This window comes from Natrinema versiforme JCM 10478 (genome assembly GCF_000337195.1).
GTDB lineage: Archaea > Halobacteriota > Halobacteria > Halobacteriales > Natrialbaceae > Natrinema > Natrinema versiforme.
The window spans coordinates 40587-55042 of record NZ_AOID01000013.1 but is presented as its reverse complement, the minus strand read 5'-3'; the positions used below and the strand labels follow the sequence as shown (position 1 = coordinate 55042).

10 protein-coding genes are annotated in these 14456 nt (G+C 64.0%); 6 read left to right on the top strand and 4 right to left on the bottom strand.

Going from position 1 to position 14456, the window contains the following annotated elements:
• Window positions 1–54 precede the first annotated feature (54 nt).
• Window positions 55–3951: a cobaltochelatase subunit CobN gene (cobN, locus tag C489_RS03385; RefSeq protein ID WP_006429736.1), complete on the bottom strand. Its 3897-nt coding sequence runs from the start codon at window positions 3949–3951 to the stop codon at window positions 55–57.
• A gap of 34 nt (window positions 3952–3985) precedes the next feature.
• Between cobN and C489_RS03380 the strand changes: the two genes are divergently transcribed.
• The 5 genes from C489_RS03380 to C489_RS03360 all read left to right on the top strand — a co-directional run bounded on the left by C489_RS03380 (window position 3986) and on the right by C489_RS03360 (window position 10367).
• Window positions 3986–6223, top strand: coding sequence for a VWA domain-containing protein (locus C489_RS03380; protein ID WP_006429735.1), 2238 nt, complete (start codon window positions 3986–3988; stop codon window positions 6221–6223).
• 78 nt (window positions 6224–6301) lie between these two features.
• Complete coding sequence (locus C489_RS03375) at window positions 6302–7897, top strand: uracil-xanthine permease family protein (RefSeq protein WP_006429734.1); 1596 nt, start codon at window positions 6302–6304, stop codon at window positions 7895–7897.
• A gap of 149 nt (window positions 7898–8046) precedes the next feature.
• On the top strand, window positions 8047–8874 hold the full coding sequence (locus tag C489_RS03370; protein ID WP_006429733.1) for an alpha/beta fold hydrolase: 828 nt from the start codon (window positions 8047–8049) through the stop codon (window positions 8872–8874).
• A gap of 169 nt (window positions 8875–9043) precedes the next feature.
• Window positions 9044–9700 carry a MaoC family dehydratase gene (locus tag C489_RS03365; protein ID WP_006429732.1) on the top strand — a complete coding sequence of 219 codons (657 nt, stop codon included), beginning with the start codon at window positions 9044–9046 and terminating at the stop codon, window positions 9698–9700.
• Window positions 9701–10049: 349 nt separating this feature from the next.
• Window positions 10050–10367: a hypothetical protein gene (locus tag C489_RS03360; protein ID WP_006429731.1), complete on the top strand. Its 318-nt coding sequence runs from the start codon at window positions 10050–10052 to the stop codon at window positions 10365–10367.
• 216 nt (window positions 10368–10583) lie between these two features.
• Here C489_RS03360 and C489_RS03355 read toward each other — a convergent pair whose 3' ends face one another.
• Both C489_RS03355 and C489_RS22515 read right to left on the bottom strand, forming a co-directional pair.
• Entirely contained in the window at window positions 10584–10973 is a 390-nt protein-coding gene (locus C489_RS03355; RefSeq protein ID WP_006429730.1) for a hypothetical protein, read from the bottom strand.
• 1102 nt (window positions 10974–12075) lie between these two features.
• Window positions 12076–12315, bottom strand: coding sequence for a DUF7563 family protein (locus C489_RS22515; protein ID WP_083902754.1), 240 nt, complete (start codon window positions 12313–12315; stop codon window positions 12076–12078).
• Window positions 12316–12803: 488 nt separating this feature from the next.
• Here C489_RS22515 and C489_RS03340 point away from each other — a divergent pair, with 488 nt between their 5' ends.
• On the top strand, window positions 12804–13814 hold the full coding sequence (locus C489_RS03340) for a tyrosine-type recombinase/integrase (protein WP_006429728.1): 1011 nt from the start codon (window positions 12804–12806) through the stop codon (window positions 13812–13814).
• A 243-nt stretch (window positions 13815–14057) separates the two neighbouring features.
• Here C489_RS03340 and C489_RS22510 read toward each other — a convergent pair whose 3' ends face one another.
• Window positions 14058–14375 carry a hypothetical protein gene (locus C489_RS22510; RefSeq protein ID WP_239642028.1) on the bottom strand — a complete coding sequence of 106 codons (318 nt, stop codon included), beginning with the start codon at window positions 14373–14375 and terminating at the stop codon, window positions 14058–14060.
• Window positions 14376–14456 lie beyond the last annotated feature (81 nt).

The following is a 14456-nucleotide window of genomic DNA, read 5'->3' as shown; positions in this document are numbered from 1 at the left end:
TCACACTCCGCGCTCCGCATATCGACTGTCGGCCGAACCCGTTCGCTCCCGTCGTCAGTCATCGGTCGATACCTCCGCGCCCACCGCATCGTTAGTCGTCCGCGCTTCGAGGTCGCCCTCGACCTCGAGATTGAGATCGCGCAGTCGGTCGACCGTCTCGTCGTCGGCGTCCCAGAGGTCGCGATCAACGGCCTCGAGCAGGGTATCCGTAATCGACTCGAGCGCCCACGGGTTCACGTTGCGCATCCAGTCCTGGCGCTCCTCGTCGAAGGCGAACTTCTCGGCGACTTCCGCCCAGAGCGTGTCCGAGACGACGCCGGTGGTCGCGTCCCAGCCGAGGGTTACGTCGACCGTTGTCGAGAGATCACCCGCGCCCTTGTAGCCGTGGTCCTCCATGGACTCGAGCCAGTCGGGATTCAACACGCGCGAGCGCATCGCCTTGCGGACCTTCTCCTCGTTCGTGTAGACATCGACGTTGTCCGGGTCCGAGGAGTCGCCGACGTAGGAGGCCGGCTCCGCGCCCGAGATCTCGGACACGGCGGAGATGAAGCCACCGTGGAAGGCGTACCAGTCCGAGGAGTCGAACTCGTCCTGCTCCATCGTGTCCTCGATCTTGACCGTCGCGTCGACGCTCGAGAGGCGGCGCTCGAAGGCGTCGTGGGCGTCCGAGACACGGCCCCGCGATCCCATCGCGTAGCCGCCCCACTGGACGTAGACCTCGGCGAGGTCCGAGCGGTCGTCCCAGTTGCCCTCGTCGACGGCCTTGTTCGTCCCGGCACCGTACCCGCCGGGGCGGGTCGTGAACACGCGGTGTTTCGCGGCCTTGCGGGCGTCGGATTTGTCGAGGCCTGCTTCGGCCTCGAGTTCCGCCTGCTCCTCCTCGACGTGTTTCTTCACGTAGTTCATCTCGTGCGGTTCGTCGAGGTCGACGACCGCGTCGACGGCGTCGTGGATGACCCCTGCCGCGGCCGGGAAGGCGTCCCGGAAGAGGCCGGAGACGCGCGTCGTCACGTCGACCCGCGGCCGATCGAGTTCCTCGAGCGGGATCGGTTCGACGTCGTCGATCCGGCCGGCGTCGGTCCACTGCGGTTCGACGCCCATCATCGCCAGCACCTGTGCGATGGTCTCGCCGCGGGTGCGCACCGTCGGGGTCCCCCACGCGACCACGCCGATCTCTTCTGGGTACTCGTCGTTTTCGGCGTGGTGGCGCTCGAGGACGCCCTCCGCGACCTCGCTGCCGACCTGCCACGCGGCCTTTGCGGGTACCTTCCGCGGGTCCAGCGTGTAGAAGTTCCGCGCGGTCGGCAGCAGGTCGACGCCGCCACGGGTCGGCGCACCCGAGCCGCCCGGCGGTACGTACTCGCCCGAGAGGGCGTCCGCGGTCCGGGGGATCTCGTCTTCGGCCCCCTGCACGCGGGGCTGGGCCTCCTCGCAGATGTAGGCCAGGGCCTTCCGCAGGTCGTTGTGAGCACCCGACTTCGCGCGCCCGTCGCCGATCGTCTCGAGGTCGACCACGAGCAGATTCATGTTCACCTCATCGTCGGGGCCGGCCTCGCGCTCCGAGACCGGGATGTCGAAGTCGTGTTCGGCGAGCGTCTCGATCAGGGCGACGCTGGTCTCGTAGACCTCGTCGGCCGCCTCGGCGTAGGTCATCCCGAGGTCCTCGGCGTACTCGCCGGGCGACTCGAGCATTTTCTCGTAATCCACACCCAGCGCGCCCGCCACGCTCTCGCGCAGGCTCGGCGCGCCGGGATTCTCGAGTCGGGTGAGCGCGACCAGATACTCGGTCAGGCGCTCGCCCTCCGGCGGCTCGGACATGGTGTGCAGCCCGAGCCGGATCTGGGTCGTCTTCACGTCCGTGAGATACTCGTGGATTCGTTCGACCAGTTCATCGATGTCGACCTCGTCGCCAGCTACGTCGCCCTCAGCGAGGGTCGAACCGGCCTCGTCGGGACCGCGAACATCGGCCTTCTCGTCGATTGTGCCGGTGATACCGAGCTCGACGGCGAGATCGAGTTCCGCGACTTTCTCGCGCATAAGGTCCGCGAGGTGCTGCCCATCGTCGGCGCGGGCGTCTTCCATCCCGGCCTCTCGGTACTGGTTCGCGAGTTCCTCGAGTTCGGATAACTCGTCGTAGGTGCCCGCGTTCCGCATGACGGGGGTCAGGTAGTCGACGATCGCCGCATACGAGCGGCGCTTGGCCTGCGTCCCCTCGCCGGGGTTGTTGACGATGTAGGGGTAGACGTTCGGGATGTCGTCGATCAGCTGATCCGGCGCGCTCTCGCCGTTCAGCCCGACGGTCTTCCCGGGGAGCCACTCGAGGCTTCCGTGAGTTCCCAGATGGACGACAGCGTCGGTCTCGAACGCGTTCCGGAGCCAGCCGTAGAAGGCGAAGTAGTCGTGTGGCGGCTGGAGGTTCGAGTCGTGGTAGACCTTCGAAGGGTCCATCCCGAATCCACGCGGAGGCTGGACGGTGACGAGCACGTTGCCGAACTCGACGCCCGGAATCGCGAACGGGCGGTCGGGGACCTCGCCCCACTCCTCGATGATGTTCTCCTGGAACCGCTCGTCGGCGTCGGCGAACCACTCCTCGTAGGTATCCGGTGAGACGACGTCGACCGAGAGATCGCGAACGTCCTCCGGCGCGACCCAGCGGTCCTCGAGGGTGAGTTGAGCAGTGAGTTTCTCGACCAGCGTCTGGCCGTCCTCGGGCATCTCGTCACCCAGATCGTAGCCGCGAGCCTCGAGTTCCTCGAGCAGATTCACGGTCGATTCGGGCGAATCGAGGCCGAACGCAGTGCCGATCCCGTCGTCGCTCGGCGGGTAGTTGTGGAGGACGACGGCGACCTGCTTGTCCTCGTTGGGCGTGTGGCGCAGTTCGGCCCAGTTGACCGCGAGCCGCGTGGCGTGGTCGATCCGGTCCTCGATCGGGAAGTGGTGTTTCGGCGCGGAGCCGATGCCGGCCTTGTCGTCGGTGCGTTCCTTGCCCGAGATCGGGTGGGTGATGACGTTGCCGTCGAACTCCGGCAGCGCGACCGAGAGAGCCAGTTCGAAGCCCATGACGCCCGTGTCGCTGGACTCGTACCGGGATCGGGAACGCATCGTCGTGACCGTCTGCAGGACCGGCACCCCGAGGCGGTCGAGGAAGACGTCTTCGGCGGAACTGCCCTCGTCGTCGGCGCTGCGGCCGCGCTCGTCCATCGAGAGAGAGAACATAAACGAAGAGAGCACGGCGTCGACGATCGGTTCGCCCGCCTCGTCCAAGAGCCAGTTGTCAGTGACCCATTCGGCGTCTTCCTGTTCGTCCGTATCCGTTGCCGGGTTACAGAAGATCGGCAGGGCGTTCGCCCCCTGTTCCTCGAGCGCACGGACCTGCGCGTCGACGTACCGGGTGTTCTCGTGGGTCCAGTGGGACTCGTAGAACCAGACCGCGACCGTCGGCTTGTCCGGGTCGTGGGTCGCGAGTAAGTCCTCGTACTCGATGCCCGGATGGTCGGGATGGTAGACGCCCTCAGTGGGGAGTTCGGTCGGCTCGTCGTAGTCGATATCGCGGCCCTCGTACTCGGCCGCGAGGAAGCGACACAGGTTCGCGACGTTGATCGTCCCGCCCTTCTCCAGATAGTCGTAGGTCAGATCGCGGTGCTCGGTCGAGACCGTCGTATCCTCGAACGCAAATGCGTCGCCGGTCGCCTTGACGACCAGCGGGACGCCGGCCTCCTCGAGTGCGCCCGTCGCGTAGTCGTAGCCCGGCATGCTGTCTTCGGCCCCGTGCAGCCAGAAGATCGCCGCCGCGGCGTCGTGCAATTCCTCGACGAACTCCTCGACGTCGGCCTCGTCCTCGAGGTCGCTCTCCGAGCGGACGACCAGCTCGACGCCCTCGAGGCGCTGTGCGGCCCGGCCGATCGAGCCGAGTTCGTTCTCCGTCGCGGTGTAGATCCCGATCCGTGTCATCGTACTTTTAAACCTCTGTTGTATTAGCTCAAATATGGTTGCAAACGCCGGGGGCAAAAAGCTATCGTCACTCCCCTTTCCGGCGATCGTCGGACAGGACGAGTTAAAGCGCGTGTTGCTCGCCGTCGCGGCCGACGACGGCCTCGACGGGGCCCTGATCGTCGGCGAGAAAGGAACCGCGAAGTCGACCGCCGTTCGGGCGCTCGTCGATCTCCTGCCCGAGCAGCGAGCCGTCGCGGACTGCCCGTACGGCTGTTCGCCCGACGACCCCGACCTGCAGTGTGACGACTGTCGCGACCGCGATTCAGACGATCTACCGGTCGAGACGAGACCGGTTCCCCTCGTCACGCTCCCGCTCGGTGCGACCCGCGATCGGGTCGTCGGCACCCTCTCGGTCGAGGACGCCTTAGCCGGCGAGGCCGACTTCGATCCCGGCCTGCTGGCTCGGGCCAATCGCGGTATCCTCTACGTCGACGAGGTCAACCTGCTTGACGACCACCTTGTCGACATCATCCTCGATTCGGCTGCGAGCGGCGTCAACACCGTCGAACGGGACGGCGTCAGCGTCTCCCACCCCGCCGACTTCACCCTGATCGGGACGATGAACCCTGAAGAGGGCGATCTGCGACCCCAACTGCGGGACCGCTTCGCCCTGCAGGCCAGCGTCGAGGGCTGCCGGGAGATCGACGACCGCGTGGAGATCATCGACCGCGCACTCGAGGCCGATGGCGGCGCTGGCGATGACGGCACAGCCGATCCGCGAACGGAGTACGCCCAGGAGGTCGACACCCTTCGCGACGATCTGGCCGCCGCTCGAGACCGTCGCTCGAGCGTCTCGCTCCCCGCCGAGTTCAAAGAAGAGATCGCCGAACTCTGTCTCGAGGCCGGCGTCGACGGTCATCGCGGTGACGTGGCGACGGCGCGGACCGCCATGACGCTGGCCGCGCTCGAGGGCCGCGAGACGGTCATCGAGTCCGATATCCACGAGGCCGCGACCTACGCCCTTCCCCATCGCCTCCGGAGCACGCCCTTCGAGGACGAACCGGATCTGGACGACCTGCTCGAGGACCGGTTCGACGAGGAGTCGCCCGACGAGGGAAACGGAGACGGTGAGAGCGACGCGGATGACGGTGAGGACGGTACGGACGAGGAAGCCGAACCGGAACCCGGCGACGGGAACGAACACGATGACGGCAGCGAGGATGATGGGAGCGCGGATGGTGACGGCTCAAGTGACGCGGAGAATTCCGAAAGCGACGAGTCCGAACCGGGTGACAACTCGAGTCCCGAACGCCGACCCGACGACGGCGAGCGACCGGCGTCGGCGAACCAGTCGCCCGCCGAGACCGGCGACGGCGGGCCGGACGACGACTCGAGCGAGCGGGAGTCGGAATCGGACGAATCGCCCGAGAACGGCGGAGGCGACGGGGACGACGAAACCGCTCAACCGCTGGTTCCCGGCCAGCAGCGAGCGGGTATCGGCGAGGCGCGGGCACCGGACCTCGAGACGCCGACGGCCGAACACAGCGGGAACGCGACGGCGACCGGGTCCCGGGCGAGCACGGCACCGAGTACGGACAACCGGGGCGCTCGGGTCCGCACCGAACCCGCCTCGGGCGAGGGCTCGATCGATGCCGCGGCGTCGGTTCGATCGGCCGCCTCTCGGGGCGAATCCCGCGTCGAGGAGCAGGATCTCCGGCAATCGGTTCGCACCGGCGAGACATCGGTGACGATCGTCTTCGCCGTCGACGCCAGCGCCTCGATGCGGCCGGCGATGCGGACTGCGAAAGGCGTCGTCCTCGAGTTGCTGCGCGACAGCTACGAACAGCGCGATCAGGTCGCGTTCGTGGCGTTTGCGGGCGAAGACGCCGACGTCTTGCTCCCGCCGACCGACAGCGTCTCGCTGGCCGCCCGCCATCTCAAAAACCTCCCCTCGGGCGACCGCACACCGCTACCGGCCGGCCTCGAGACCTCGAGACGAGTGCTCGAGCGGGCCGAAACCGACGCCTCGGTGGTCGTCCTCGTCACGGACGGCCGGGCGAACGTCGCCGACGGGAGCCCGACCGAGGCGACCCGAACCGCGGCTCGAGCGCTGGCGGCCAGCGATACTCGGGTGGCCGTCGTCGACGCGGGCGACGACTCTCGGGCCGGGCTCTCGGAACTGGTCGCCGGCGAGACCGAGGGCGAACTGGTCGACCTCGCCTCGCTGTCGGTCGACACGGTACGGGCGGCCGCCGAGCGGGCGGCCGACGAGACACAGCGACAGCGGTAGCTTCTCGAGCGATCGGACGGGAGCGGGGACGGACCAACACCCCTTTGAACACCCTCGGTCGTTATCCGACGAGAATCGATGACGGGGGACGAGCCAGTCGCCGACGAGTCCGTCGGTGACGATATCGAATACGGGATCGACGAACAGCCGCCGGTCGGCGAATCGATGGTACTGGGGGTTCAGCACTACCTGACGATGGTGGGCGCGAACATCGCGGTGCCGCTGATATTGGCCGACGCGATGGGAATGCCACCCGGCGTGACCGCGCGATTTATCGGGACGTTCTTCGTCGTCTCCGGGATCGCGACGCTCGCCCAGACGACGTTCGGGAACCGATACCCGATCGTCCAGGGTGCGCCGTTTTCCATGCTCGCGCCGGCGCTGGCGATCGTCGGCGTCGTGACCGCAGGCGGCGTCTCCGGGCAACCGAGTTGGGAGGCGGCGCTGTTGCAGTTACAGGGAGCGATCATCGTCGCCGCGGTCGTCGAAGTCGCGATGGGGTATTTCGGACTGGTCGGGAAACTCCGACGATACCTCTCGCCGGTCGTCATCGCGCCCACGATCGCGCTGATCGGCCTGTCGCTGTTCAACGCATCGCAGATCACGACCCCCGACCAGAGCTGGTGGCTGCTCGGGCTCACGCTCGGACTCATTCTGCTGTTCTCGCAGTATCTCGACGTCAAACACAGGGCCTTTCGCCTGTATCCGGTTATTCTGGCACTCGTCATCGCGTGGGTCGTCGCCGCCACACTGTCGGTACTCGGCGTGATCGGTGGGGGGCATCCGGGATACATCGAGCTCGGACAGGTCACGGACACTCGGGCACTGATGCCGATCTACCCCTTCCAGTGGGGGATCCCGCAGGTGACGACCGCCTTCGTCGTCGGGATGTTCGCCGGGGTGCTGGCGTCGATCGTCGAGAGCATCGGCGACTACTACGCCGTGGCGAACATCACCGGTTCCGGCGCACCGAGCGGGAAGCGAATCAATCACGGCATCGGGATGGAGGGGCTCATGAACGTCTTCTCGGGCGTGATGGGCACCGCCGGCTCGACTTCCTACTCCGAAAACATCGGCGCGATCGGGCTGACCGGGGTCGCCTCGAGATACGTCGTCAAGATCGGGGCCGTGATCATGCTGTTCGTCGGCTTCATCGGCTACTTCGGTCAGCTGATCGCGACGATTCCAGACCCGATCGTCGGCGGCCTCTTCATCGCCATGTTCGGCCAGATCGTCGCCGTCGGGATCTCGAACCTGCGCCACGTCGATCTCGACTCCTCGCGGAACACCTTCGTCATCGGCTTTGCACTCTTCGTCGGGCTGGCGATCCCGGCGTACATGGGCAACTTCGAGAGCACGATCGCGTTCCGGGAGTCAGTCGGCCTCGAAGCCGGAATCGACTCGCTGCTCGCCGCGCTCGGTGTCGCGGGGACGGCCGCTGCGGGGCCGATCGAAGCCGCCGCACAGGCCGTCGTCGACACCGTCTTCATCATCGGCTCGACCGGGATGGCCGTCGGCGGGCTCGCGGCGCTCGTCCTCGACAACACGATTCCGGGCACCCGCGAGGAACGCGGCCTCGCGGAGTGGAACCGGCTCACCGAGGACGAGTCGGAGTTCGAATCGTTCTGGGACCGCTGGGTCGGGACCGAGGCCACCGCCAGCCGCGAGGACTGACTGCGGGTCGGTGGGCGGGAGCAACCTGCCGACTGTCGTGACGCGAAACGAACCGCGTCGATCGGTTCGGGGTCGAATCAACTCGAGTGAGTTTCACGCCGTGTGAGGGCAACCGCTCGTTCTAAGAGCGCCCAGGCCCCAGTGAGCGTATGGCAGCACTCGAACTCGCGGACGGGACCATTCACTACGAGACGAGCGGGACGGGCCCGCCGCTGGTGTTCGTCCACGGCGGCTGGATGAACGGCACCGCGTGGGAGCCACAGGTTGAGCACTTCGCCGACGACTACCAGGTCGTCACGCTCGACGTGCGGGGCCATGGCGACACCGGCGCGACGGAGCCGGATCGGTACTCGATCGGTCTCTTTACGGACGACCTCGAGGCCCTGTTCTCGGAACTCGAGATCGAGCGGCCCATCCTCTGTGGGCTCTCGCTGGGATCGATGGTCGTCCAAGAGTACGTCGATCGCCATCCCGACGGCGCGGCGGGAGTGATTTTGGGCGGCGCAGTGCGATCGATGCCGCCGGTGGAATTGCCGGCAGGGATGAAGGCGTTCTGGTCGCCGCTGCCGGCGATGTCGGCATCGCTGTCGGTGTCCGGGTCGAAAGGGACTTTCCGATCGATGTTGCAGTCGATTCAGGCGACGACCGGCGAGCGGTGGCTGTCGGTCGACCCCGAGACCAGGGCCGCGGCGATCGAAGACGTCGGCGACATCCCGTCGGCGGAGTTCCGCAAGATCTTCGACGCGCTCTACCGGTACGAGCCGCCCGAACTGACCGGTCTCGAGACCCCGACGCTCGTGGTCCACGGCGAACAGGAGGCCCCGCTGGTCAAGCGACAGGGCCGCCAGATCGCCTCGGCGGTCGCCGACGGCGATCGGCTGGAACTCGCTGATTCGGGCCACCTCGTCAATCAGGACCGACCGCGGGCGTTTAACTCGGCGGCGGCCGATTTCCTCGCAGCCCTGCCCGCGACGTAGCCCCGTCCCACCAGTTTCGGCTCGGACTGCCTGCACCGATCGTCGCCGAGATCGACAATCGGTGTCACTGTCCCAACGTGATTTGGCGATACCACAAAGGCGGCGACCGTGGTACTCGGAGCCGGAACCGTTAGAACCCGTCGAATGGTAGCTTTCCACATCCAACGCTATGAGTAGCCAATGTCCGGACACCGATAGCGCAGACGCCACGCCAGCGACCGACCAGTGGACCAACATCTCGAAACACGTCGTCAACAGCTACGTCGAGGCCAACAACGCGCTTCTCGCGGCGATGGGCCTTGGCTCCGCGGCGAGCGAGGCACCCACGGCCGAATCGGAAGGTGAGACGACGACCGCGCCGGCGACAGCCGAAGTCGCGTTCGGCGACGAGACTTGGGTCATGGAGCGCTCGACCGACGACTACGACTCGCTCGGCGTCGGCGACTACGTCCGCTTCAGTAAGCCGATCGCGGACACCGACGTAACCGCGTTCGCACAGGTCTCCGGTGACACCAACCGGCTCCACCTCGAGTCCGATTTCGCCGCGGCGACCCAGTTCGGCGGCCGGATCGCCCACGGCACGCTCGTCGCCGGTACGATCAGCGCCGCACTGGCCCGCTTCCCCGGCGTCACGGTCTACCTCTCACAGGACCTCGAGTTCACGGGACCGGTCCAGATCGGCGAGACAGTCACCGCCGAGTGCGAGATCGTCGAAGACCTCGGCGGCGACCGCTACCGGCTGCACACGACCGTCGTCGGCGAGGACGAAGCAACGGTCATCGACGGCGAAGCCGTCGTCATTATCAACGAACTGCCCGAGACGTAACGGGCGTCCTCAGTTCGGCAGACACGCCGGAGACGCAGCCAGCGACACGCGCGAGGAGCGGCTCCTCAGGACACCTTCTGATCGCAGGATTTGGCGACCGGTGGCCCTCGAGTTCGTCATCGTCATGCTTGGTCCGACTGACGAGCCAGCACCGTGAGTAGAACTGGCTGGAGACGGCGTGCGCTCCCCTGCCGCCGGCGTATACAACCTGCTCGAGTCCTCGTCGAAACCGTCATCCCGGTCGTCGGGCGTTATCGACAGCGTTCCAATAGGTATCGATCCGTTACCGTCGTGGATCCGTGACTACCACCAGACCTATTACTACCACGTGCACAACCAGTGTCCGAACATGACCGATCGACCGCCATCCCCGTCGACGCCGACGGCCGGTCCCGCAATCATCGACACCGCCCTTGAGGACGCCATCGTCGCGACGACCCCGCAACTTGCCGACTCCATCGAGGACGCGCTGGGCTGTCGTCTCAACGAGTCCGTCTTCGAGGACCTCCTGCTCGAGTTGGATCGCCGCGAGTACGTCGACTGGGTCACCGTTACGCAGGGCGGCGACTACGTCTGGGACCTCTCCGACTCGCCCGACCGCATCAGCGAGGCCATCGCCGATATCATCGTTTCCCGCCTCGAGTCGTGGCTCGCGGGCGAGGACTAAACGCTCGGCTCACGCTAGGGACAACGTGCTGGTAGCGACCATCTTTCTCGAAAAGAACGTCCTGCGCTCGAGCCGTGCTCACGGGCCGAGTCCCGACTGCGGCGTCTGGTGGTAGTGGTTTCGAGACGGCACTGAGACGACCGCCGTCGGCGGCCCGACTGTCCGCCGCGACTCGAGCGGCCGCTGAGAGCGGACGGATAACTGCAACCGCTCCGATCAGACACCGTTGCGGTCGAGTCGCTTCTCTCGAGTATACTGCCCGTGATACACGAGCATGTCGACGCCCATAATCACGAGCGAGAGGCCGCCGACGGCGGTTACGACGAGCAACAGCAGTAGGCCGTTATCGGCGAACGTGAGCGGGAACGCAAGCCCGAGCAGGATGTTCCCGAGCCCGCTCCATTGGTACCACGCCCAGCGGTTGGTGAGTCGGGTATCGGTCGCTGCCACGATGTCGGACACGCCGGCCAATCCGAACACGAGCGCCTGCCCGAACTCCACCGGTGCCTCGAGGAAGGGAGCCGAGAGCAACAAGAGGGCGGCGGCGATGAGGACCAGAAACGCCCCGACGACGCCACTGATCTGCCGATTCCGGCGTTCGTTCATGATTCCCCTGGAGTCGAACGAGCGAGTCGGGTCCACGTGTTGGAGGGCATACACGATACGGTTCTGATCTCTGGTATGTAATTCCATCGACAGCGTGCGATCGAGACCCGGGGGGTTGGGAGCACATCAGGGTATTCCACGACAGGATCGGTCTAGTGAGCGCTCGAACTTGTAGTTTTCAACTGCTTCATTCGCTCGCTTAACCAGCGTCCGGTGATTGTGCGTGCTATCGGTAGTGCTCAACAGGCTGTGGGGAACCTTTCCTCGGTTTCCGTTTCCAGAGGGACGCTACACCGACAATTACTGCGCCGATGATGGGAGGGATAAACATCCCGATAAAGAACCCGACAGCCCACATATCGGCAGACTCCATATCCCGCTTTTGACCATCGGAATAGATCCATGCGGCACCGAGGAGAGCAAGCAACACCGCCAACGGCCATGAGAGTGTGATTTGGACCATGTTCTAGTATCAATCTGAACCCCACAGGTTCATGTTGATTAGAAAACTTGAATTGGTCGAGAGTTCGGCCGAATCTAAGCCGCTCTTGACATCCCAGTAGTGGAATCTCCATCTCGTATCGTGTCCGCGGGAGTGGGTTCTACCGATCGGCTTCCGTCGCCCGAGAACTCATAGTGGCCCCTCCCGAGCGTTCCGAACAGCGCGCGTACAGTCGGGACAGAACCGCCGAAGCGCGTCGATTCGGTCACCGCACCGCTCGTACTCGTCGGATTCGACGAGGCGGCTCATCGCGAACCACCGTCTGTTCTATCAGTGCCCGAACTCGATGAACGGTCGGCTATTTCAAGGCCTATCTTATTCGAATTGCGTCGATAAGAGGCCAAGTGCAAGCTGTGCGACGGTGGTGTAGCGTAACACGCGCCCGTTCCACGGGTGTGCCGAAGGTGCAACTCCTTCCCGTCGCATCTCTTCCGAAGAAACGCTCCGCGTTCCGTACTGCTCGAGGGCTGTCCACCGTCGGCGCGAACGTCTCGATCGGCGAGAGCGCGACGAACATCCTCATCGGTCGCTTGATGGGTGGGATAGGCGATGGGCGTCCGACTCCCGACATCGTACAGTCGGTTCGCGGGAACGGACTCGTCACGCATCGGCCTCACCGCCGTGACGGCCGGGCCATGTCTCCGGGTCCGGAACCGAAACGTCGATGCCTGCAGCGGAGCCGCGACTCAATCGCGCGTAGGCATCGTAGTCGTCACAGCGGTGGGCCCAATCACCGTCGTCACCGAAGACGCGACGGAACCGGTCCGTGACATGGGCTCCACAGTGACGACAGGTTGAGTGATCGACCGACGGCCATTCCGGGACCGTCACGCCGACCACCCCGTGTTTGCGATGAGAATCGCATGAGGTGGCGGTCCGCAACCAGTTCCGAACTGGTATCAGATTTCGGTCGCCGTCGCCCGAACGCCGAAAAGGCTGAGAATTCGACTATTGATATATCTACGGAGCGATTAGGATTAGTCGAGAACCGCGTTGTTTTCGAATGGGCGCTACAGGCTTGGGTACGATATTCGTACGAATTCCCTTTTAGCCCATGAGGAAGGTTATTTCGGGCGGTTGAGATCCGGTCGTGAATGGAGCCATCCGAGGCGAGTGGATCAATCTACAGACGAGCTTCATCTGAGGAGATGGTACTCGTATCCAAAGGCGGCGTTGGGTGTCCCGGTGTTCCCCAACAGCGGTTCGAAGCCAACGCCGCCGATAGGATGGAGAAATCAGTTCACAAAAAGTGTAACGAGCTGTAGCTGTACCAGAGCGCTGTTGGGTTCTGGAGCCTTGGAATTGCCGATGGATGCTCTGTTGTTACGATGAACCTCGAGCCGATCGACCCAGAAACAGCGCTCGACCTCTACTTAGCCGACCGTGAAAACGACGTCACTCAAGCAACGCTGTACTCCCACAGCTCACGCATCGGTCACCTCGTGCGCTGGTGCCAGGAGAAAGAGATCACGAATCTCAACGAATTGACCGGGCGACTATTACATGAATATCGGCTCTGGCGACGTGAAGAGGGTGATCTCTCGCCGGCTTCAGAGAAGACGCAGATGGATACGATCCGCGTCTTCGTGAGGTGGCTCGAATCCATCGATGGGGTCGAACCTGATCTCCATACGAAGGTGCGATCGCCAACGCTGAGCGGCGATGATAATGTTCGAGATATCATGATTGAAGAGGACCGAGCTGAAGACGTTCTCGGGTACCTCCGGAAGTACGAGTACGCATCACGGCCGCACGTCGCCCTGTCTCTCCTCTGGCATACGATGATGCGTGTCGGAGCGGTCCGCGCGCTCGATCTCTCCGATTACGATGCGAACGAGCAGTGCCTCGAGGTCGTCCACCGACCTGAAACTGGGACGCCGATCAAAAATGCAGAGGAGGGTCAGCGATTCATCGCACTCTCGACAGACATCTGTGAACTGCTAGATGACTGGATTAGTGATCAGCGCCCCTCAGTAGTTGATGAGCATGGGCGCAAGCTTCTCCTTCCCACTCCGAATGGTCGCGCCCACACTACTACAATTCGAGGGGACTGTTATCGGTATACGCGACCCTGCGTATCTACCAACGAGTGTCCCCATGGGCGAGATATTCAGGAATGTCCTGCTCTTGCGTATGACCAGGCATTTGAATGTCCCTCGAGTTTGAGTCCCCATGCGTTCCGTCGAGGCGGGATCACTTATGCACTGAATCAAGATTGGCCAATGATCGCAGTCAGTGATCGAGCCAACGTCTCTGAAGGAGTATTGGACAAGCATTATGATCGCCGTAACCACCAAGAGAAGATGGAACAGCGTCGACAGTATCTTGATAACCTCTGATCAGTCGACGCACTCTGTTATAGCTAATCGGACACCACTGGTAACTACTGGCTCGGATAGTAGGAGTCGCAGTTAAGCGAGAGGACTACTCGCCAAGCGGTTGTTCGTCTACAAGTTCGAACAACGTTACTACATCAGTCGTCGCATAGTGAGTAGCATCTGATGCAGTTCCTGGAATGTCGTCGTATCAGTCGCGCCAACCTCAAGTAAATCAGGATGACTACTGGCAGTCACTTGCTCGTTTCAGAGCAGTAGATCTTCGACGTAGTCGTCGGCGCCATCGATGTCTTCGAGATCGGCGAGCGTATCGAGTGCGCCGAGCATCGTCTCGAGGTCGTCGTCGGTAAAGTCGTCCTGTTGAGCGACACGGCCGAGCGAGACGAGCAAGTCGTGCTTGTTCGTCTCAATGTCGAGGTTCATCACTTTCGTGACGACGTTCTCTCCGTTCGGCGTCTCGAGGCGGACGAACGACGGTGGGATGGCCTCGTGGAGCAGCGACGAAACCATCTGTTTGTCGCGCGACGTATCCGCCGGAACGTCCTCGAACATTCGATCGATCACGTCGGCTTTTCCTCCGGAGTCGTCGAAGACGACGTTTCGGACGAAGGTGCTGTCATCGAGTCGGCGGAGATCGCCCCGTTC